Origin of the sequence: Rhodoplanes elegans (assembly GCF_016653355.1) — a bacterium.
Taxonomy (GTDB): Bacteria; Pseudomonadota; Alphaproteobacteria; order Rhizobiales; family Xanthobacteraceae; genus Rhodoplanes; species Rhodoplanes elegans.
Window position 1 is genome coordinate 13,687 of the sequence record NZ_NHSK01000036.1, and the last position, 21,032, is coordinate 34,718.

21 protein-coding genes and 1 tRNA gene are annotated in these 21,032 nt (G+C 70.7%); 10 read left to right on the forward strand and 12 right to left on the reverse strand.

The genetic code is table 11. The annotated features are described in order from the left end of the window. Window positions 1-57: 57 nt before the first annotated feature. Window positions 58-1,350 carry a tyrosine-type recombinase/integrase gene (locus CCR97_RS02415; protein WP_111357020.1) on the reverse strand — a complete coding sequence of 431 codons (1,293 nt, stop codon included), beginning with the start codon at window positions 1,348-1,350 and terminating at the stop codon, window positions 58-60. 183 nt (window positions 1,351-1,533) lie between these two features. Next, window positions 1,534-1,623 (reverse strand) — tRNA-Ser (locus CCR97_RS02420). A gap of 484 nt (window positions 1,624-2,107) precedes the next feature. On the opposite strand from CCR97_RS02420, the gene mobA reads away from it, so the two are divergent. The 4 genes from mobA (at window position 2,108) to CCR97_RS02440 (ending at window position 6,104) form a co-directional block, all read left to right on the forward strand. Continuing rightward, entirely contained in the window at window positions 2,108-2,830 is a 723-nt protein-coding gene (mobA, locus tag CCR97_RS02425) for a molybdenum cofactor guanylyltransferase MobA (protein ID WP_111360669.1), read from the forward strand. A 171-nt stretch (window positions 2,831-3,001) separates the two neighbouring features. Continuing rightward, the gene (locus CCR97_RS02430) at window positions 3,002-3,409 is read left to right on the forward strand and encodes a hypothetical protein (protein ID WP_201159272.1); all 408 of its coding nucleotides are present in this window, start codon (window positions 3,002-3,004) and stop codon (window positions 3,407-3,409) included. After that, a complete protein-coding gene (locus CCR97_RS02435; RefSeq protein ID WP_201159273.1) occupies window positions 3,397-5,529 on the forward strand; it encodes a TonB-dependent receptor family protein in 2,133 nt (710 codons plus the stop codon). The genes CCR97_RS02430 and CCR97_RS02435 overlap by 13 nt, the downstream gene beginning before the upstream one ends. A gap of 11 nt (window positions 5,530-5,540) precedes the next feature. Beyond that, window positions 5,541-6,104 carry a YcnI family copper-binding membrane protein gene (locus CCR97_RS02440; protein WP_244670229.1) on the forward strand — a complete coding sequence of 188 codons (564 nt, stop codon included), beginning with the start codon at window positions 5,541-5,543 and terminating at the stop codon, window positions 6,102-6,104. Between the two features lie 290 nt (window positions 6,105-6,394). Here the strand turns inward: CCR97_RS02440 and CCR97_RS02445 are convergent, their stop codons facing one another. Both CCR97_RS02445 and mobB read right to left on the reverse strand, forming a co-directional pair. Continuing rightward, entirely contained in the window at window positions 6,395-7,666 is a 1,272-nt protein-coding gene (locus CCR97_RS02445; RefSeq protein WP_201159274.1) for a molybdopterin molybdotransferase MoeA, read from the reverse strand. Beyond that, entirely contained in the window at window positions 7,666-8,229 is a 564-nt protein-coding gene (mobB, locus tag CCR97_RS02450; protein ID WP_111358036.1) for a molybdopterin-guanine dinucleotide biosynthesis protein B, read from the reverse strand. The genes CCR97_RS02445 and mobB overlap by 1 nt, the downstream gene beginning before the upstream one ends. An 87-nt stretch (window positions 8,230-8,316) precedes the next feature. Here mobB and CCR97_RS02455 point away from each other — a divergent pair, with 87 nt between their 5' ends. Then, complete coding sequence (locus tag CCR97_RS02455; RefSeq protein ID WP_420826053.1) at window positions 8,317-8,583, forward strand: sulfurtransferase TusA family protein; 267 nt, start codon at window positions 8,317-8,319, stop codon at window positions 8,581-8,583. A 102-nt stretch (window positions 8,584-8,685) separates the two neighbouring features. On the opposite strand, the gene CCR97_RS02460 is transcribed toward CCR97_RS02455, so the two are convergent. From CCR97_RS02460 to CCR97_RS02480, 5 genes are all read right to left on the reverse strand, one after another. After that, window positions 8,686-8,841, reverse strand: a complete 156-nt coding sequence (locus tag CCR97_RS02460; protein WP_111358026.1) for a DUF3309 family protein — start codon at window positions 8,839-8,841, stop codon at window positions 8,686-8,688. Between the two features lie 86 nt (window positions 8,842-8,927). Next, the gene (locus tag CCR97_RS02465; RefSeq protein WP_111358027.1) at window positions 8,928-9,356 is read right to left on the reverse strand and encodes a hypothetical protein; all 429 of its coding nucleotides are present in this window, start codon (window positions 9,354-9,356) and stop codon (window positions 8,928-8,930) included. A 14-nt stretch (window positions 9,357-9,370) separates the two neighbouring features. Continuing rightward, window positions 9,371-9,709 (reverse strand): DUF883 family protein, encoded by a 339-nt coding sequence (locus tag CCR97_RS02470; protein ID WP_111358028.1) that lies wholly within the window; start codon window positions 9,707-9,709, stop codon window positions 9,371-9,373. A gap of 487 nt (window positions 9,710-10,196) precedes the next feature. Continuing rightward, window positions 10,197-11,519, reverse strand: coding sequence for a methyl-accepting chemotaxis protein (locus CCR97_RS02475; protein ID WP_111358029.1), 1,323 nt, complete (start codon window positions 11,517-11,519; stop codon window positions 10,197-10,199). Continuing rightward, the gene (locus CCR97_RS02480) at window positions 11,497-12,018 is read right to left on the reverse strand and encodes a PAS domain-containing protein (protein WP_111358030.1); all 522 of its coding nucleotides are present in this window, start codon (window positions 12,016-12,018) and stop codon (window positions 11,497-11,499) included. The genes CCR97_RS02475 and CCR97_RS02480 overlap by 23 nt, the downstream gene beginning before the upstream one ends. A 289-nt stretch (window positions 12,019-12,307) precedes the next feature. On the opposite strand from CCR97_RS02480, the gene CCR97_RS02485 reads away from it, so the two are divergent. From CCR97_RS02485 to CCR97_RS02505, 5 genes are all read left to right on the forward strand, one after another. Continuing rightward, window positions 12,308-12,658 (forward strand): PilZ domain-containing protein, encoded by a 351-nt coding sequence (locus tag CCR97_RS02485; protein ID WP_111358031.1) that lies wholly within the window; start codon window positions 12,308-12,310, stop codon window positions 12,656-12,658. 127 nt (window positions 12,659-12,785) lie between these two features. Further along, window positions 12,786-13,154, forward strand: a complete 369-nt coding sequence (locus CCR97_RS02490; RefSeq protein WP_146618785.1) for a PilZ domain-containing protein — start codon at window positions 12,786-12,788, stop codon at window positions 13,152-13,154. Window positions 13,155-13,336: 182 nt separating this feature from the next. Then, on the forward strand, window positions 13,337-14,497 hold the full coding sequence (gene hemH / locus CCR97_RS02495) for a ferrochelatase (protein ID WP_111358033.1): 1,161 nt from the start codon (window positions 13,337-13,339) through the stop codon (window positions 14,495-14,497). 246 nt (window positions 14,498-14,743) lie between these two features. Beyond that, complete coding sequence (locus CCR97_RS02500; protein ID WP_111358034.1) at window positions 14,744-15,745, forward strand: SPFH domain-containing protein; 1,002 nt, start codon at window positions 14,744-14,746, stop codon at window positions 15,743-15,745. A 12-nt stretch (window positions 15,746-15,757) separates the two neighbouring features. Beyond that, on the forward strand, window positions 15,758-16,204 hold the full coding sequence (locus CCR97_RS02505) for an NfeD family protein (protein WP_111358038.1): 447 nt from the start codon (window positions 15,758-15,760) through the stop codon (window positions 16,202-16,204). A 36-nt stretch (window positions 16,205-16,240) separates the two neighbouring features. Here CCR97_RS02505 and CCR97_RS02510 read toward each other — a convergent pair whose 3' ends face one another. The 3 genes from CCR97_RS02510 to CCR97_RS02520 all read right to left on the reverse strand — a co-directional run. Continuing rightward, window positions 16,241-18,244, reverse strand: a complete 2,004-nt coding sequence (locus CCR97_RS02510) for a methyl-accepting chemotaxis protein (protein ID WP_201159275.1) — start codon at window positions 18,242-18,244, stop codon at window positions 16,241-16,243. 212 nt (window positions 18,245-18,456) lie between these two features. After that, entirely contained in the window at window positions 18,457-20,130 is a 1,674-nt protein-coding gene (locus CCR97_RS02515) for a methyl-accepting chemotaxis protein (protein ID WP_201159276.1), read from the reverse strand. 315 nt (window positions 20,131-20,445) lie between these two features. After that, window positions 20,446-21,032, reverse strand: a 587-nt coding sequence (locus CCR97_RS02520; protein ID WP_244670230.1) for a methyl-accepting chemotaxis protein, incomplete at its 5' end; no start/stop codon positions are given.

The following is a 21,032-nucleotide window of genomic DNA, read 5'->3' on the forward strand; positions in this document are numbered from 1 at the left end:
ACGCGAAGGCACAGCATGACGTGAGCAACGGCTCACGATCGATTCGCACTCGACGCCTCACTGGCCGCCGCTCGCATCAGTCGCGACGCCACCCGGCTTCGTCTCTTCGCAATACCTCGCCCATGCCGTCATGATGTCCCTCCGTCGCTCGAACAGGTCGCCGCGGCGATAGGCTTGCTCGACCTTGCTGCTGATCGCGTGCGCCAGCGCCATCTCGGCGACCTCGCTCGGGAAGTCCGTGCGTTCGGCAGCCCAGTCGCGAAACGTGGAGCGGAAGCCGTGCGCGGTCAGGTCATCACGCTTCATCCGGCGCAGCAGCATCAGGAACGCCATGTTGCTCAACGGCTGCCCGCGCTTGCTTCCTGGGAAGACGAATGCCTCGGGCCCTCCGCTCTGGTCGTCGAGGTCGATCAGCGGCTTCATCTCGACGAGGATCGTGATCGCGCGCGGACTCAGCGGGACCCGGTGATCCTTGCCTGCCTTCATGCGGTCGGCCGGCACGGTCCAGAGCTTTCCAGACAGGTCGATCTCGCCCCAGCGCGCGCCGATGACCTCGCCGGTTCGAGCGGCGGTCAGGATCGCGAACTCCAAGGCGCGCGCAGCGACGCCCTCCTGGTCGCGAAGCGTCGTCATGAAGTCGGGAAGATCCCCGTACGGAAGCGCCGCATGATGCTCGACCTTGCGGACCTTGGCGCGGGCCGGCAGGAGCTTGTCGAGATGGCCGCGCCAGCGCGCCGGGTTCTCGCCGTCGCGATAGCCCCGCACCGTCGCCCAATCGAGTATAGACTCGATCCGCCCCCGCAGCCGACCCGCTGTTTCCGGCTTGGCGGTCCACAGGGGGGCGTCACGCTTGTTGCGACCATCGCGAACCTTCTGCTCCAGCACCTTCATCACCAGCGCCGTATCGATCGCCTGGACCGACAGCTCACCGATGATCGGCTCGGCATAGGTCGCGAGCGTCGCCTCCCACTGCGCGGCATGCTTGGCATTGCGCCAGCTGGCCCGATGCGCGCCGATATAGGCTTCGGCACACTGCTTGAAGGTCGTCGCCTTGGCCACGGCGAGCTTCGCCTCCGCCCGCGCTGAATGCCGGGCTTCGATCGGATCGACGCCCTCGTGGCAGAGCCTGCGGGCGTCGAGCGCTTTAATGCGCGCGTCCTTCAGGCCGTAAAGGGCGAGCGGCCCGAGCCCCATCTCCCGGGCTCGGCCCTTGAGCATGTAGCGATAGATCCACGACGCGCCGCCCTCGGTGACCTGCAGATAGAGCCCGCCCCCGTCGGCATACATGCCCGGCTTCCCGACCGCGCGCGCTACCGAGAGCGCCGTCAACCGCGATGTCATTCGCGCCATGGCACTGGTCCCGATCACGAGGCCAAACGCCTCTCGGAACCCCCAAACTCACCCACAAATCGGCGCAAAACGATGGCGGCCGAGCGCGAACGGCCGGGAGCCAAGCCAGGGCGCTAAGCCGCTGAAACGTGTGTGTTTATTTCGTATTCTGGCGAAGGATGTCGCGCTCTGGCGCGCTTGGGCTGGCGGAGGGAGTGGGATTCGAACCCACGATACGGTTTCCCGTATACACGCGTTCCAGGCGTGCGCCTTCAACCACTCGGCCACCCCTCCGGAGCGCTCCTGATACGGAGGCGGGCGGGAGAATGCAAGGCCCTGTCCGGGCGAGGGGTTCGGCCATGCGGGTGGCGCGACGGCATGGCCCGGGGCGGCTGCGATGCAGCCCGCGTCAGGCCACGGTGTCCCCCCTCGCCTCCCCAGGCACGGCTCTGTCGAGCCCCCGTCCCGGCACGTCGCCCCTGCCGCTTCGAGCCGCCCGGCCGGCGCCGGCGGGCGCCGCAGCCCGGCAGGCCCGCTCCGACGCCCTCCGGCGAGGCTCCGTCCGGCTCGATCGCGCTGTCGGCGCGCGACCGGAACGGGGCCGGGCGGGGCGCGGCCGGACGGCCCTCGGTCGGTGCTTCGCTGGCAGCGCGCCCTCCACCCATGCGAAGGGTCCGGCCTTACGGCGGGTGCGCCCCGACGCGACGGTGGACACCGCCGGGGAATTGCGGCACCGCAGATCGGTGTCCCGCCGGCCAGCCCCGAACCCCTGACAGCGATGCCGATCGCGACCTCGCCCTCCGCCGCGCCGGCGGCCGAACCCGGCTCCGCCGGTCCCGCGCCGGCTCCGGACACGGCCCGGGCGCCCGGCCTCGCCGACCCGATCCCGCCGACCCTCGGGCTGGTGCTGGCCGGCGGCCGCGCGCAGCGGCTCGGCGGCGGCGACAAGGGATTCTTGGCGGTCGGCGGACGGCCGATCCTGGCCCGCGTGATCGCCCGGCTGACGCCCTGCGCCGCCGTGATCCTCAACGCCAATGGCGATCCGGCCCGCTTCGCTGGGCTCGGCCTGACCGTGGTCGCCGACACGGTGCCGGGCTTCGCCGGCCCGCTCGCCGGCGTCCTGGCCGGCCTCGACTGGGCGGCGGCGCACCGGGCCGACATCGCCCATGTGGTGACGGCCCCGGCCGACGCCCCGTTCCTCCCGGCCGATCTGGTCGTGCGCCTGCACGCCGCCGCACGGGCCGCCGGCACGCCGATCGCCTGTGCCGCCTCCGGCGGGCGGCGTCACCCGGTGGTCGCGCTGTGGCCCGTGGCGCTGCGCGAGGCGCTGCGGCACGCGCTCGTCGACGAAGGCCTGCACAAGGTCGGCGCGATCCTCGATCGCCACGGCGCCGCGACGGCGGACTGGCCGGCGGCGCCGGTCGACCCGTTCCTCAACGTCAACACGTCCGCCGACCTGAACGAGGCCGAGCGGCTCGCCGCTGCGCATCCCAACGCCTGAACGGCGACCGGCGGCCGCGTCGCGTAACCGCCGGCCCGCATTGCCGGCAGGCATCGCGGAGCGCGCCTGTTGCCGTTATGCATCATTCCATGTCTTTATAGTTCGTAAACGGCTAGCCCGATTGTCGGGGCGGAGTCGGGCTGTCACGGTCCGGCGCCGAGGAGAGCACCCGTGGTCCGTCGTCTGCGGCACCCTGCCCTGAAGCGCGCGGTCGGCCTTCTGGCCGCCTATGCGCTCGCGCTGCAGATGCTGCTCGCCGGCATGGTCGCGACCGAGATGGCCGCGGCGGGCGACGGCGCCGCCGCGCTCTGCTTCGGCACGGCCGGCGCAGCCGACACGACCGGCGTCGACGGAGCCGGCACGAGCGCCCCGGCTGGGGCGCCGCACACCCATCCTCCTTGCGCCGTCTGCGCCTTCGCGAGCCTCGCGCCGCCGCTGCCGGCGATCGCGGCCCTGGCGATCCCGCAGGCCCGGGCGCGATCCGCGCTCCTCGCGAGGCCCTCCTCGGGCCGCCTGACCGCCCCCCTCCCACACGGTCATCGCATCTCCCGACGAAAGATCCCCCGATGTCACGCCTGATCCGCGCGCTCTGCGCGGCGTCGGCGGCCGCTGCCGCCTGCTCCCCCGCCTCCACGCTCGCCCAATCCACCGCCCTGCCGCCGCTCGTGGTCGAAGGCAGCTCCGGACCCGTTGGCCCGGCACCGGCCGCCGGCCCCGCCGGCACGACCGCCCCCGGCACGACCAGCCTCACGGTGCCGACCACGGCCCAGGCCGAGGCGGCGCTGTCGCGCGTGCCGGGCGCCGTCGAGGTCGTCCCGGACACCGCCTTCAAGACCGGCCCGGCCCGCACCGCCAAGGACATCCTCGACTACGTGCCGGGCGTGTGGATCGAGCCGAAATGGGGCGACGACTCGCGCCTGTCGATCCGCGGCTCGGGCCTGTCGCGCAACTTCCATCTGCGCGGCGTCCAGCTCTACATGGACGGCATCCCGATCAACACCTCGGACGGCTACGGCGATTTTCAGGAGATCGACCCGACCGCCTACCGCTACGTCGAGATGTTCAAGGGCGCGAACGGCCTGCGCTTCGGCGCCAACGCACTCGGCGGCGCGGTGAACTTCGTGGTGCCGACCGGGCGCGACGCCAAGGCGCTCGACACCCGGGTCGATGCCGGCGGCTTCGGCTTCGTGCGCGGCCAGGCCGCGGTTGGCGGCGCCGCCGGACCGTGGGACGCCTTCGCCACCGTCTCCTCGTCGATGCAGGACGGTTATCGCGAGCACTCGTGGGGCCATGCCGAGCGGGCGAGCGGCAATGTCGGCTATCGGTTCTCGCCCGACGTCGAGACCCGCCTCTACGTCAACGCCAATTCGGTGCGCCAGCGCATCCCGGGCGAGGTGACCAAGGCGCAGGCGCTGTCGTCGCCGCGCACCGCGGCCGTGAACAACCTGACGAACGACTGGCAGCGCAACATCGACACGCTGCGCCTCGCCAGCCGGACCACGGTGAAACTCGACAGCACCGTGCTCGAGCTCGGCGCCTTCGACGTCGACCGCCATCTGATGCACCCGATCTATCAGTGGCTCGACTATCGCTACGAGGACTACGGCGGCTTCGCCCGCGTCGTCGACGAGCGCCTGCTGCTCGGCCATCGCAACCGCTTCACGCTCGGCGCCAACGTGCTCAACGGCACGATCACGGCCGATCAGTACGTCAACACGGGTGGGCAGAAGGGCGCGCTCACCTCGTCGCGCATCCAGCGGCCGGAGAACTACACGGCCTACGCCGAGAACGCCTTCTACGTGGTGCCGACCGTCTCGCTGGTCGCCGGGGCGCAGTATCTCTACGCCGTGCGCGAGCAGGAGGTGCGCTTCTCGACCAACGGCGATCTGAACGGCCGCGCGACGTTCAGCGTGTGGAGCCCGAAGGTCGGCGTGCTGTGGGACGTCGCGCCCGACTGGCAGGTGTTTGGCAACGTGTCGCGCAGCGCCGAGGTGCCGAGCTTCGGCGAGAGCGTCGCGCCCAACGCGATGAACCCGACGCTGCCCAACATCCCGTTCTGGGCGATCCAGCCGCAGCGCGCGACGACGTTTGAGATCGGCACTCGCGGACGGCGGCCGGACGTGACCTGGGACGTCGCGCTCTACCGGGCCGAGATCAGCAACGAGCTGATGTGCCTCTATTCGAGCTTCGGGAGCTGCAACGTCACCAATGCCGACCGCACCGTGCACCAGGGCGTCGAGCTCGGGCTCGGCGTGTCGCTGCTGAAGAACCTCTTCGTGCAGGCCGGCGAGCCGGACCGGCTGTGGCTGCAGCTCGCCTACACGTACAACGACTTCCGCTTCGACGGCGACGCGAGGTTCGGCGACAACCGGCTGCCGGGTGCGCCGCCCCACATCGTCAAGGCCGAGCTCCTCTACAAGCATCCGGGCGGATACGCGTTCGGGCCGACGCTCGAATGGGTGCCGCAGGCCTATTTCGTCGACAGCGCCAACACGCTTTCGACCGACGCCTATCTGCTGTGGGGCCTGAAGGCGGCCTACGATGACGGGACGATCTCGGCCTATGTCGAAGGCCGCAATCTCGGCGACGTCAGCTATATCTCGTCGGCCAGCATCATCGACCGCGCCACCACGGCATCGGCCCTGTTCAACCCCGGCACCGGCCGCGCCGTCTATGCCGGCCTGCGCTGGCGCATGTGAGGAGATTCGTGATGAAGAAGACCTCGATGCAGACGACCGCGTGGCCGGCCTGGGCCGCCCTGGTGGCGGCGAGCCTGATCACGAGCGCGCCGGCCGCGGCCCATGTCACGCTCGAACGAAGCGAGGCGAGCGCGGGGGCCGGCTACAAGGCAGTGCTGCGCGTGCCGCACGGCTGCGACCGCTCCGCCACCCTGAAAGTTCGGGTGACGATCCCGGAGGGGCTGATCGCCGTGAAGCCGATGCCGAAGCCGGGCTGGACGCTGGCGGTGGCCAAGGGTCCTTATCAGAAGGCGTACGACTTCATGCACGGCCTCACCGTGAAGGAAGGCGTGCGCGAGATCGTGTGGACCGGCCGGCTCGCCGACGAGCATTACGACGAGTTCGTCTTCTCGGGCTTCGTCGCATCGGCCGTCGCGCCCGGCACCACGCTCGCCGTCCCGGTCGTGCAGGAGTGCGAGACCGGCACGGCCGCCTGGACCGAGGTCGCCGCGCCGGGCCAGGATCCGCACGCCCTCAAGAAGCCCGCGCCGCTCCTGCGCATCGTCGCCCCACCGGAGCATCACCGGCATCATTGAGGGCTGCGGTCATTCCGGAAGCCGCGCAGCGGCTGTCCGGAATCCATACGCCTGGCGCTTCGTGGTGACGAAATACAGGGGTGATACCAGCGGCCTCCGACTCTGGCTTTCCCCGTCACCCTGAGGTGCTCGGGCGAAGCCCGAGCCTCGAAGGGCGACGGCCACGGTGGGGGGCGCATCCTTCGAGGCCCGGCTTCGCCGGGCACCTCAGGATGACGGTTCGAGGTTCAGGGCCGCTGGTTATATTGCGGGTCCCGGGCTCGGCGCGTCGCGCCGCATCGGAGACGACTCTACCCCGTGATCTCCGCATAGGAGACGAAGCCGACCGTGTCGCCGGGCTTCACCTCCGTCACGTCGTCGCCGATCTCGATCAGGCCATCCGTCTCGGTCAGCGACGTGATGGCGCCGGCGCCCTCCAGGCGATAGACGACGGCCTCCGGCGCGCCGTCGGCGCCGGGGCGCAGCGAGCCGCGCAGATATTCGCGCCGGCCCGGCCGCTTGCGATGCGCGAAGCCGGCCCGCACCGGCAGCACCATGGGCTGGCGCGGTGTCGCACCGGCGAGCCGCAGCAGCAGCGGCCGCACCACACGCACGAAGGTGACGAAGGCCGCCGCCGGATTGCCCGGCAGTCCCACGAAGGCGGCGCGCGCGTCGTCCTCCCCCGCCAACACGCCCATCGCCACCGGCTTGCCCGGCTTGATGGCGACGCGCCAGAAGTCCAGCCGCCCGACCCGCTCCACCGCGGTGCGGACGTGATCGGCCTCGCCGGTCGACACGCCGCCCGACGTGATCACGAGGTCGTGGCCGGCGGCGGCGCGGCGCAGCGCGTCGCCGAGCGCGTCGGCATCGTCGCCCAGAATGCCGAGATCCGTCACGGTCGCCCCGAGCGCCTCGATGAGCGCGAGCAGCAGATAGCGATTCGCGTCGTAGATGCCGCTCGGCGGCAGCGCCGTGCCGGGCTCGACGATCTCGTCGCCGGTCGAGAACAGCGCGACCGAGACGCGCCGGCGCACCGGCAGCGCCGTGAGGCCCTGTGCGGCGGCGAGCGCGATGTCGGCGGCGGCGAGCCGCCGTCCGGCCGGCAGCATCGGCCCGCCGACCGCGATGTCCTCGCCGGCACGGCGACGGTTGTCGCCCGGCTTCAGCCCGGCCGGCACGACGAGAGTCTCGCCGTCGAGCCGGGCGTCCTCCTGCATCAGCACCGTGTCGGCGCCGGCCGGCATCGGCGCGCCAGTGAAAATGCGCACCGCCTCGCCGGCCGCCAGCGGACGCGCCGCGACGCGCCCCGCCGTGACGCGGTCGACCACCGCGAGCCGGGTCTCGCCGTCTGCCGCGAGGTCGGCGTGGCGGAGCGCGTAGCCGTCGACGGCCGAGTTGTCGAAGGGCGGCAGGTCGCGCAGCGCGGCGACGTCGTGGGCGAGCACGCGGCCGCGTGCGGCCCGCAGCGCCACCGGCTCGAACCCGCCGACCGGAGCGACGCGCGCGACGATCAGCGGCTCCAGATCGTCGAGACGCAGTACCGGCGCGTCGATCGAGAAGGAGTCGTCGCCGAGCTTCGCCATCAGGCCGCTCCCGCCGCGGCCGCCGCGGCGCGGCCGCGCGCGATCGCCTCGTCGAGCGGGATCGCCCGGTCGACCAGGACATCGACGATCGCCTGGACGTCGTCGAGCGGAAGCACCGTGATGGCCGCCTCCGCGACGGTCGCGTCGGCGACCTCGCCGTCGGAGGCGATCGCGACGATGTCGGCGTCGCCCGGGAACAGATAGGGCTTGCCGACCACCCCGCGATGCACCTCGAGCTTGGGATGCGGCTCGCGCTTGAAGCCCTCGACCAGCACCAGATCGACCGGCGACAGCCGCGTCAGCAGCGCGTGCAGCTCCGGCTCGGGCGCGCCACGCAGCTCCTGCATCAGGGCGACGCGCAGCGGCGAGGAGACGAGCACCTCGGTCGCCCCGGCGACCCGGTGGGCATAGGAGTCCTTGCCGGGATGGTCGACGTCGAAGCCGTGATGGGCGTGCTTGACGGTCGACACCGACAGGCCGCGGCCGATCAGCCGCGGGATGATGCGCTTGATGAGCGTCGTCTTGCCGGCCCCGCTCCACCCGGTGATCCCGATCACCCGCACGTCGATCCCCCGCTCTCGCATCGCGACGGTTCGTCTTAGCGGGAAATGGCGGCCGAATCCAAGCGGCCCGCGCCGCACGGGCCCTGCGTGGTTCTGCGGCTTGACGGCGACGGTGCCGGTCGCGACAACCGCGCCATGGACAGGCTCGATCTGCGCGGGCTCAAGTGCCCGCTCCCGGCGCTGAAGACCAAGAAGGCCCTCGCCGGCCTGGCGGCGGGCAGCGTCGTCGAGATCGCCTGCACGGACCCGATGGCGGCGATCGACATTCCGCATCTCGTCGCCGAGAGCGGCGACGCGCTGGAGGCGAGCGATCGCGCCGGCGACGTGCTGACCTTCCGCATCCGCAAGCGGTGACGGGGCGCGACGGCCGGTGCCCGGCGGCGGAGCGAGCCCGAAAGAAAACGGCCGGCGAGGCCGGCCGTCACGTCGTTCGATCGTGGCTCGGGAGCGATCTGATCAGATCCGGCCCATCAACGCCAGGATCAGGACGATGACCAGCACGACGCCGACGATGCCGCCCGGGCCGTAGCCCCAGCTCCGGCTGTAGCCCCAGTTCGGCAGCGCGCCGATCAGGATCAGAATCAGGATGACGATCAGAATGGTCGACAACATGAGCGGCCTCCACGCACCTTCGTTGAGATCGTCGGGTCAATCCGGCGCCGTGACGAATGTTCCGGACGCGACGGCACCGGCCCCGATCAGCGCCGATCGACGCCGCGGCTGAGCACGAGGCCGACCACGAAGGCGCCGACAAGGCCCAGCGAGAGCATGCGGCGGCCGCCGAGCGAGCGGCCGAGCGCGAGGCCCGTGGTGACGAGCCGCGGATCCATCCACCACGGCGGGACGGAGGACGCCACCGACTGGGCGATGATCGCCTCGCGGCGCGCCGCCCGGCGGCGCACCACGGCGAGCCCGCTCGCACCGATCAGCGCGACCAGGAGAAAGACGCCGGCGAAGCCGAGGCTCGTCGCGATGGCGCCGAACTCCTCCTGGGCCCGGATGAACACCGCGGCGCCGAGGAACACGAGCGCGCCGAACGACGCGAGGCCGGCGATCGCGGCCCACACGCCGCTCTTCACGAGCGTGTCGAGCCGCGCCTGCCAGCGGAGGGCGATGCCTTCGAACACGGACCCGACCCCGATCAGCGCCGCCAGAGGGCGCCGAACAGGAATCCGAGCCCGAGCGCGAGAGCGAGCGTCGAGAACGGCCGCGCCTTCACGTTGTCCTCGAGCGTCGAGCCGACCGTGTCGGCGAACTCGGTGACGGCGTCGCGGCTGCGCTCGCCGGCTTCGTAGACGGCGCCGCCGACATTGTCGCGGACGCGGCGGAAGCGGTCGCGCACCCCGCCGAACGCATCCTCGCTCGACGCGGCGAGCGCGTCGGAGAGCTGGCCGGCGAGGCGCGCGACGTCGTCCTTCAGGCTCTGCATGTCCTTGCGGAGATCGTCGGCGGTGTTGGTGGGTCCGTTCACGGTGGCCATGGGGGTGCTCCGATTGTCACGAGTGGCGATCCGATCGTCCGGATCGGGTGCGCGCAGACCGCGCGTCGGATCGGTAACGCGGTGACACCGGAAAAGTTCGTGGCGATGCCGGATCGCGAGCACGTGATCACGAGCCGTCCGGCGATCGGAGCGCGGCGCGCGGCGCGACGAATGTCGTCCAGGGAACGTGGAATGGAACCCGCGCGATACCGCAGCGTTTCCGGAGCAGACACAACGCTGAGGAGGCTCGAATGGGTCGTTATTTCCTGCTGTGGATGCTCGGTATTCCGATTCCCGTGCTGGCGCTGATCTGGCTGTTCGGCGGCCTGCACTGACGTCGGATCGGATACGGCACGGCCGTTCCACCGCGCATGACGGAAACAGAAGCGCCGCGGATCCGATCCGCGGCGCTTCGCCGTGTTCGATACGCTTCTTTCTTACGCTCTTTACGCTCGTCCGCCCGGCTGGCGTGCGGCCGGCACGGCGCTCACGCGGCCGAGCGATCCGCCCGCGGGCCGCGCTTGAGCGACTGCAGGAACTCGCGCACCGACACCGCGAGCCGATGCGACTGCTCGGCGAGCCCGCCTGACGCCGACATGGTGGTGCCGGCGTGGCGCTCGGATTCGCCCGCGTGGTCACTCACCCCGCGGATCGTCGTGACGATGTGCTGCACGCCGGCGAAGGCCTGCTCGATGTTGCGCGCGATGTCCTGGGTCGCCTGCGACTGCGCCCCGATCGCCGTCGCGACGTGGGTCGTGATCTGATCCACCTCGGCGATGGTGGCGCCGATCGAGCCGATGGCGTCGACGGCGGCCCGCGTCGTGCTCTGCACCTCGACGATGCTCTTCGAAATGTCCTCGGTCGCCCGCGCCGTCTGGCCGGCGAGGCTCTTCACCTCCTGGGCGACGACCGCGAACCCCTTGCCGGCCTCGCCGGCGCGGGCCGCCTCGATGGTGGCGTTGAGGGCCAGGAGGTTGGTCTGCGCCGCGATGGCGTTGATCAGCTCGACCACCTCGTCGATGCGGGCCGTCGCGGTCGACAGGCTGGCGATGGTGTCGCTCGCCTGCGCGACCTTGGTCACCGCCTCGCGGGCGATCGCGGCGGAGCGGTCGACGTCCCGACCGATCTCCTCGGCCGAGGCGGCGAGCTCGGTGGTCGCCGCCGCCACCGTCTCCATGTTGCTCGACGCGTCCTGGGAGGAGCGCTCCACCGCCTCGGCGCGGGTGCGCGTCTCGGTGGCGCCCTGGCCGAGCACGCCGGCGGTCGATTCCATGTTGCCGACCGCGCCCGCCATCGCGTCGACCACGCGGCCGATCGCCTCCTCGAACTGCGCCGTGTCGGCGTTGAAGGCGGCGACCCGGCAGCGGATCACCTCCATCGCCTCGTTGATCGTCTCGGCGGCGAGCTTGACGCTGCCGTGCAGCCCCTTCGGCAGGATGCGGCGGTGATACTTGTCGTCGCGGATCGCCGCCATGGCGGCCGTCGATTCGCGCACGAAGGCGTCGCAGCGGTCGGTCGCGTCGTTGAAGGCGTGCTGCAGCCGGCCGAACGCGCCGCGATCCCTGATGGTCAAGATGCGCGCCTCGAAGTCGCCGCGGGCGACCCGCTCGGCGACGGCCGCGGCCTCGCGGCAGGCGCAACCCAGGACGGCGAGCCGCCAGGCGACCACGGCGAGTGCCAGCGCCGCGACGGCGAGGCCGCCGGCGAGCACGGTGGGCGCGGCGAACACGAGACCCGCGCCAGCGAGCACGAGCCCGAGCGCGGCGGCGACGACGCCGGCCGTCGCCTCAGAAAGCAAAGACGAGTTCATCGTAGGGCATGCCTTGGGCGTCGACGAAGTCGAGGAGCCGGCGATAGCCGGCGGCGAGCGCATCCTTGCCGTTCGAATGCCGGACCTCCTCGCGCAGCACCTCCGCGTAGAGGGGCGCGACGGCCTCGACGGCACCGCGTTCGGGAACGCGCCGGTTCGAGTGATAGCCGACGATCCGCCGGTTCTCGTCGAACGACGGTGTGACATGGGCGAACACCCAATAATGGTCGCCGTTCTTCGCCATGTTCTTCACATAGGCGAAGACCTCGCGGCCGTCCTGGATGGTGTCCCACAGGAGCTTGAACACGGCCCGGGGCATGTCGGGGTGGCGGATGATGCTGTGGGGCTGGCCCATCAGCTCCGCCACGCCGTAGCCGCAGATGTCGCAGAACACCTTGTTGGCGTACGTGATCCGGCCCTTGAGGTCGGTCTTCGAAACAATCAGATCGTGCGGACTGAAAAAGACTTCTCGATGGGTTGGACTAACCCGAACCGACATGGCGCAATTCCCATTCCGACGTAACCCGTAAGCATCACTTGACGGCACGGTGGTAAACATTCGCCTACGGGCGCCGTCACAAAGATGTGGCAGGACCTGCACATCATCCATGCAGGCTGGAATGACGGGCGCACCCTCGCCCGGTTCGGTTAACCCTTCGTTCACCAAAGCGTTGCCGATACCACCCTCCGGTGTATGCTCGACGCCACATTGCACGCGAGCGGTGCACGAAAGGACCACGACACGCCGCCGCGGATGACGCAAAGGGGTAGTGACAGGGGGATTTTCGATGCAGGACCGTCGCCGCGAGCAGCGATGGCCGGCCTATCTGCGCGGCCGCATCAGCTTCGCGAACCGATTTTCAGCCGTCGACTGCCTGATCCGGAACACCTCACCGCGGGGGGCGCGCCTCGCCGTGCACAACAGCGCCGTGGTGCCCGACGAGTTCGATCTCGCCATCCCGCGCAAGGGCACCGAGGTGCGGGTCCGCGCCCGGTGGCGGAGCTTCGAGATCATCGGCGTCGAGGTGGTGACGGCGCCGGCCGCCGACGCCCCGATCCCGATCGGGCTCGCCCGGCGCATCCGCGACCTCGAAGCCGCCAACGACAGCCTGCGGCGCCGGCTCGCGCAGGACGACTGACGATCCGTGCCACGCCCGACGCTCGCCGACCGCCGTTAAGGTTGAGGCGAGGCTCGGCTTGCCGTCCCGGTCGGGCACCCGCACAGTCATCCTCCGCGCCGGCACCGGCGCCGAGGAGGCCGCCACGATGACGACGGACCGTCGCAAGACCCCGCGTACACCGTCCTATCTCGGCGGCCAGCTCGTCTTCTCCAATCAGCGGCTGAGCGCCGAGTGCATCGTCCGCGACCGGTCGGACACCGGGGCGCTCCTGTTCGTCGACGCGGCCGGCCGCCTGCCGGACAGCTTCGACCTCACCATCACCAAGACGCGCACCCGGTTCCGGGCGCGCACCCGCTGGCGCCGCGCCGACGCCATCGGGGTCGAGCTCACCGAGCCGGTCGCCGCGCCGGCCGCCGCGGCCGCGCCGGCCGACCCGTTCGAGCACGACCGCATCCGCCGGCTCAAGGCGGAGAACGAGCGGCTCAAGCGCCGCCTGCGCCAGCTCGAGGAGTGACGGGGGCGGCCACGGCACCGGTCTCCAGTGCGCCACCGCGAGAGCGTCGGCCCGCGCCCGCCGAAGCGCGATCGACGAACCCGTTACCCCCGCCTCGAATCGTCGCAGCCGCTCCGGCCGGGGGGTCTTTCTGTGCGGCACATGTCCTGCTATCGCTCTGATCGGGAGATCGATCCGAGACGATGAACGAGAGCATCCGCACCCCCGCCTCTCACGCGACGACGACGCTGGCGCCCGACGCGGCCTACGGGACCGCGCGCAGCGGCGACACGCGTGCCGGCGACCGCCCGTCCGGCGGCGCCGCGCCATCCTCGTCGCCCCGGCCGGCCGGCCACCCGCCGGTGAAGAACGGGCGAATCGGTGTGCTGATCGTCAATCTCGGCACGCCGGACGGCACCGACGCCGACTCGGTAAAAAAATACCTCAAGGAGTTCCTCTCCGACCGCCGGGTCATCGAGGAGACCGGGCTGATCTGGAAGCTCGTCCTCAACGGCATCATCCTGCGCACGCGGCCGGCCCAGAAGGGCCGCGACTACGAGAAGATCTGGAACACCGAGAAGAACGAATCGCCGCTCAAGACCATCACGCGGTCGCAGAGCGACATGCTCGCCGCGACCCTGGCGCCGGTCGACGGCCGGCTCCTGGTCGACTGGGCGATGCGCTACGGCAATCCTTCGATCGAGTCGCGCCTCGACGCCCTCAAGGCCGAGGGCTGCGACCGCATCCTGCTGGTGCCGCTCTATCCGCAATACGCCGCCGCGACGACGGCGACGGTGTGCGACGAGACGTTTCGCGCCCTCATGCGGATGCGCTGGCAGCCGACGCTGCGGGTCGCGCATCCCTGGTACGACGACCCGGTCTATATCGACGCGCTGGCCCGCTCGATCGAGGAGGAGCTGGCGAAGCTCAGCTTCGTGCCGGACGTCCTGATCGCCTCCTTCCACGGCATCCCGAAGGAGTATTTCGACAAGGGCGACCCCTACTACTGCCACTGCGCCAAGACGCACCGGCTGCTGCGCGAGCGGCTCGGGATGGACGAGGACCGCTTCCGCCTCACCTTCCAGTCGCGCTTCGGCCGCGCCGAGTGGCTGCAGCCCTACACCGACATGACCGTCAAGGCGCTGGCCGAGAGCGGCGTGAAGAATCTCGCGATCGTCACGCCCGGCTTCACCTCGGACTGCCTGGAGACGCTGGAGGAGATCGCCGGCGAGAACGCCGAGATCTTCCACCACGGCGGCGGCGAGAACTTCGCCGCCCTTCCCTGCCTGAACGACAGCACCGCCGGCATGGACGTCATCCGCAATGTCGTGCTGCGCGAGCTGAAGGGCTGGGTGGACGGCTGACGGTCGCCGTCTTCACCCTCCGTTCACGGCGACGATGAAGTTTCCGGTCGCGCCGCCCGCCGGCGCGAACCCGCCCGTCACATCGGTCCCCTAAAGGTCGAAGGTCGGCCGCCGCATCCGCGTCGCGGCTGCGGCCGGACGGCCGCCGACGTGCGGCATCCTCGCGGTCTCCTTGCGGTATCATGGCGACCCCGCCACACTTCGCGCCGGATTCGCGACGGGAGCACTCGAACGGGAGTACGTTGGATGATTCTCGGCGGCCTCGACATTTTCATCATTCTTCTCGTCCTTCTCGCCATCCTCACCGTCTTTCTCGGCGTCAAGACGGTGCCGCAGGGCTTCAACTGGACGGTCGAGCGGTTCGGCCGCTACACCCGCCTGCTCCCGCCCGGGCTCAACCTGATCGTCCCGTTCGTCGATCGGATCGGGCGCCGGATCAACGTCATGGAGCAGGTGCTCGACGTCCCCCAGCAGGACGTGATCACCAAGGACAACGCCACCGTCACGGTGGACGGCGTCGCCTTCTTCCAGGTGTTCGACGCCGTCAAGGCGAGCTACGAGGTGGCGCAGCTCGACCAGGCGATCGTCAAGCTGACCATGACCAACATCCGCTCGGTGATGGGCTCGATGGACCTCGACCAGGTTCTCTCCCACCGCGACGAGATCAACACCCGGCTGCTGCGCGTCGTCGACGCCGCCGTGTCGCCCTGGGGCATCAAGGTCACCCGCATCGAGATCAAGGACATCTTCCCGCCCGCCGACCTCGTCAACGCGATGGGCCGGCAGATGAAGGCGGAGCGCGAGAAGCGCGCCGAGATCCTCTCCGCCGAAGGCCAGCGGCAGTCCGAAATCCTGCGGGCCGAGGGCGCCAAGCAGTCGCAGATTCTCGAGGCTGAAGGCCGGCGCGAGGCGGCGTTCCGCGACGCCGAGGCGCGCGAGCGCCTCGCCCAGGCCGAGGCCAAGGCGACCGAGATGGTGAGCGTCGCGGTCGAGCAGGGCAACGTCGCGGCGCTGAACTACTTCATCGCCGAGAAATACCTGAAGGCCTTCGCCGAGCTCGCCCGCTCGCCGAACCAGAAGGTGCTGATGCTGCCGATCGAGGCGACCAGCGTGCTCGGCTCGCTCGCCGGCATCGCCGAGATCGCCAAGTCCACGTTCGAGGAGAAGGCGCAGGGCGCGCCGCGCGCCGCCGGCCGGCCGGCGCCGACCGGCCCCGCCGTGCCGCCGCCTCCGCCACCCGTGAGGTGACAAATGTCCGTCCTGTCGTCGCTCGCCACGTCGCTCGGTCCGTGGGGCTGGCTCGCGGCCGCCGCCGTGCTGCTGATCGCCGAGATCGTGGTGCCGGGCGTCTTTCTCCTGTGGCTCGGCATCGCCGCCCTGATCGTCGGCCTCGTCTCGTTCGTGATCGACTGGGGTTGGCAGCTGCAGTGGCTCGCCTTCGCGCTGATCTCGCTCGCCGCGATTCCGCTGTGGCGCAAGCTCGCGCGTGCCGGCGAGACGACCGACCAGCCGTTCCTCAACAAGCGCCTGGAGGCGATGGTCGGCCGCGTCTTCACGCTCGAGCGGCCGATCGTCGGCGGCTCCGGCACCATCGCGGTCGACGACACGGTGTGGCGGGTCTCCGGCGACGACGCGCCGGCCGGCACCCGCATCCGCATCGCCCGGGTAGACGGTGCCACCATTCACGTCGAGCGGGCGGAGGCGTGACGCTCCGCCCGGTCCGCCGCGCCGACGGCGCGCCGCTCAGGCGGCCCGGACCGTGGCCAGGAACCGCTGGACCTCGCTGCGGAGCTGATTGCTCTCGATCGCGAGCTGGCCGGCCGCGTTGAGGACCTCGCCCGAGGCCGCGCCGGTCTCGGCGGCCCCGCGGCTCACCGCCACGATGGTGCGGGCGACCTCCGACGTTCCGGACGCCGCCTGCTGGATGTTGCGCGAGATCTCCGCCGTGGCGGCACCCTGCTGCTCGACGGCCGCGGCGACCGCCGACGCGACCTCGGCGATCTGGCCGATCGTCCCCGAAATCTCCTTGATGGCGGAGACGGAGTCCTGGGTCGCCGCCTGCATGGCCGCGATCTGGGCCGAGATCTCGCCCGTCGCCTTGGCGGTCTGGCCGGCCAGGGCCTTCACCTCGGAGGCGACGACGGCGAAGCCCTTGCCGGCCTCGCCGGCGCGGGCCGCCTCGATGGCGGCGTTGAGGGCGAGCAGATTGGTTTGCTCGGCCACGTCGGTGATCAGCCGCACCACGTCGCCGATGCGCTGCGCCGCGATCGAGAGCTGACCGACCAGGACGTCGGTCTTGGCCGCCTGGGTCACCGCCGCTTCGGCGATGCGGCCCGAGACCTGCACCTGCCGGCTGATCTCGCCGATCGACGAGGTCATCTCGTCGGTCGCCGCGGCCACGGCCTGGACATTGGTGGAGGCCTCTTCCGAAGCCGCGCTCACGGTCGTCGACATGTGCTGCGTCTGGTCGGCCGTGCGGGTGAGCGTCGTGGCGGTCGCCTCCAGCTCGGTCGCCGCCGACGAGACGGTCGCGATGATGCCGCCGACCGCCGCCTCGAACTGGTCGGCGATCCGATGGACGGCGACGCGCTGCTCGCGCGCCGCGCTCTCGGCCGCGGCGCGCTGCGCGGTCTCCATGCGGCCGATCCGCAGCAGGTTGTCCTTGAAGGTCTGCGCCGCGCGGGCATTGTCGCCGACCTCGTCGTGCCGCTCCGTGTAGGGCACGTCGACGTCGGTGCGGCCCTGCGCGAGCTCGATCAGCACCGAGGTGACGCGGCGGATCGGCCGCGCGATCCCGCGTCCGATCAGGAAGGCGAGCAGACCGCCGATCAGAATCGCCGCCGCCACCAGGACCTGTTGCACCGTGACGGTGGTCGACACGGTCGCGTCGGACGCCTCGCGGGCGGCCTGGAACTCGCGCTCGAGCGAATGCTGCGCATCGCGCAGCGCCTGCTGGATCGCGTCGACGCCGGGGACCAGGACGTCGTTGAACAGCTCGTCGCTCTTGGTGAAGGTCGAGGCGAGGTGCTCGAAGCTCGCTGCGAACACGGCCAGCGTCGCGTTGACCGGGCCGAGCACCGCCAACACGTCGGCGGGGAGGTCGGTCTGCTCCATGATGGCGAGCGCCTCGTAGGCGTTCTGGATCGCCGTCCGGAAGCGCTGGCCCGCCCTGGCGTCACGGGTCGCGATGAACTGCCAGATCTCCAGACGCACGGTCTGGATGCTCTTCTCCAGCTCGGCGAGCGCGAGGGCGGCGTCCGGATTGGCGCCGGCCGCGGCGCTCGTCCGCGCGAGCGCCTTCATCAGATCGACGCCGCCGGCATCGAGCTTGGCCCGCTCCTCCCCGAGGCTGCGCCCGAGCCCGATCAGCGCCTCCCGCTGCTTCTGGAACTCGTCCAGCGCCAGCGCCGCGTTCTCGTAGATCTCGCGCCGGGCGCGTGAGCCGGAGGCCGCCGCCACGGACTGGATCATGCCGCGGATGCGGCTCGACGCCTCGGCGCCTTCGCGCACCGCCTCCTCGGCCCCGTCGAGCTTGAAGCGCAGCGCCGCGCGACGCATCACCTCGAGATCGTTGGTGATCTGCAAGGCTCGCGCATTGCCGTCGGCGAGCATGCTCATGGTCTCGACGCGGGACTCGATCGACAGGAGCCCGACGGCGCCGAAGGCGGCGATGCCGACGGCGAACAAGAGCGCCACACCGAAGCCCGAATAGATCCGCGTCGCCAGCTTCAGCCGAAGATGCCGCATGATCACGCCCCCCGGATTACATCCCTTGGTAGCGCTAGTCGGATTAATGAATTTGTAAAAATGGCCCGCTTTCGCGATCCGGCCTACTTCGTAGCCAAAAGGAATCGGGCGCGCCCGGGCTGCAGCCCGGGCGCCGGCATCATCGCACTTCGATCGATGTCGCCGCGGCCGCGGGCGTCAGCACCGGCGCCGGGTCGGGCGGCCCGCTGTCCTCACGCGGCTCGCACCGAGTCGAGGAACTTGGCCACCTCGCTGCGGAGCTGATTGCTCTCGATCGCGAGCTGGCCGGCGGCGTTCAGGACCTCGCCCGACGCCGCCCCGGTCTCCTCGGCACCGCGGCTCACCTCGACGATGTTCTGCGCCACCCGGCTGGTGCCCGAGGCCGCCTGTTGGATGTTGCGCGAGATCTCGGCCGTCGCCGCGCCCTGCTCCTCCACGGCGGCCGCGATGGCGGACGCGACCTCGGCGATCTGCCCGATGGTGCCGGAGATCTCCTTGATGGCGGCGACCGAGTCCTGCGTCGCCGCCTGCATGGCGGAAATCTGCGCCGAGATCTCGCCGGTCGCCTTGGCGGTCTGGCCGGCCAGCGCCTTCACCTCCTGGGCCACCACGGCGAATCCCTTGCCGGCCTCGCCGGCGCGGGCGGCTTCGATCGTGGCGTTCAGCGCCAGGAGATTGGTCTGTTCGGCGATGTCGGTGATCAGCTTGACCACGTCGCCGATGCGGCTCGCCGCTTGCGACAGCTCGCCGACGCGGGCGTCGGTCTTCGCCGCCTGGCTCACCGCGTCGTCGGCGATGCGGCTCGAGGTCTGCACCTGGCGCGAGATCTCGCCGATCGACGAGGTCATCTCGTTGGTCGCCGCGGCGACGGCCTGGACATTGCTCGACGCCTCCTCGGACGCCGCGCTGACGGTCGCCGACTTCTGCTGGGTCTGATCGGCCGTGCGGGTGAGCGTGGTGGCGGTCGCCTCCAGCTCGGTCGCCGCCGACGAGACGGTCGCGATGATGCCGCCGACCGCCTGCTCGAACTGATCGGCCAGCCGCACCATGTCGGCCTTGCGCTGCGCCGCGGCTCGGGCCTCCGCCTCGTGCTGCTCGGCTTCGAGCCGCCGGCGCTCGATCGCGTTGGTCTTGAACACCGCGACCGCGTCGGCCATGGCGCCGACCTCGTCCTTGCGGCCGACCCCGGGAATCTCCGCATCGAGACGGCCCGCCGCGAGCTCCTTCATGGCCGACGTCATCGCCTTCAGGGGCCGCACGAGACCGCGCGCCATCAGGACCGAGACGACGAGCGTGATCAGCATCACGAGGCCGGCGATCATCAGGGACTTGCGCGTGGCGGCCCAGGCCTGCTCGTCGAGATCGTCGATGTAGACGCCGGTCGCGACGGCCCAGCCCCAAGGCTTGAAGCCGGCCACATAGGTCAGCTTGGGCTGCGGATCCGTGACACCGGGCTTCACCTGGTCGTAGCGGACGTAACCGTTGCCGTCGCGGGCGACCGCCTCGGCGAAGGCCTTGTAGAACCGGAAGCCGTTGGCGTCCTTGAAGTCGGACATGTCCTTGCCGGCCATCTCGGGCCGCAGCGGGTTCATGACCAGGCGAGTCTTGTCGTCGAGAATGAAGAAGTAGTCGCCGTTGCCGTAGCGCAGCACGCCGACCCTGGCCTGGGCACGCTTCTGCGCGTCGGCCGTCGAGATCCGGCCGGCCTGAGCCTCGGCGTGCTCCTCCTTGACGATCCCGATCGCCAGATCGACCAGGTGGCGCAACTCCAGCTTCCGCTGATCCTGCAGGCCTGCGGCCAGCTCACGGGAGTCGAACAGGGCGATTCCCAGCAGCCCGAGGAATCCGAGACCGATCACCGCATAGATGCGAGCCCCGATGGTCATTCTGATTGTCGCAAGCACGGCATGGCCTCCACGGCCCGGGCCACGCCGTCTCGCAACGCGGCGCAGCGGTATCGTTCATCGCAGAAAGCCGGTCCGGCGTCTCCGACCAGGCGGATCGACGCGGATGCGAGCGGCGGGCGAACTTCATTTCCAGGTTCGGATTTAGCCGAAGACCGTAAACAAATCGCAGACCGCGTGTACCGGACCGTCGCCGCCGACGATGCGCCGCCAGGACGCCGATGGCCCGCCAAAGGGCGGGCCATCTGACGACTGCACCTCGAAACACGACCGCCCGCAGCGCGAGCAGCCAGCGGTTCAGGCCGCCCGCACCGTGTCGAGGAACTTGGCCACCTCGCTGCGGAGCTGATTGCTCTCGATCGCGAGCTGGCCGGCGGCGTTGAGGACCTCGCCGGAGGCCGCGCCGGTCTCTTCGGCCCCGCGGCTCACCGCGACGATGTTCTGGGCGACCTCGCCGGTGCCGGCCGCGGCCTGCTGGATGTTGCGCGAGATCTCGGCCGTCGCCGCGCCCTGCTCCTCGACGGCCGCCGCGATTGCCGAGGCGACCTCGGCGATCTGACCGATGGTGCCGGAGATCTCCTTGATGGCGGCGACCGAATCCTGCGTCGCCGCCTGCATGGCGGAGATCTGCGACGAGATCTCGCCCGTCGCCTTGGCGGTCTGGCCGGCCAGCGCCTTCACCTCGTTGGCGACGACCGCGAAGCCCTTGCCGGCCTCGCCGGCCCGGGCCGCCTCGATGGTGGCGTTCAGCGCCAGCAGATTGGTCTGCTCGGCGATGTCGGTGATCAGCTTGACCACGTCGCCGATGCGGTTCGCCGCGACCGACAGCTCGCCGACCCGCGCATCGGTCTTCGCGGCCTGGCTCACCGCCGCGTCGGCGATGC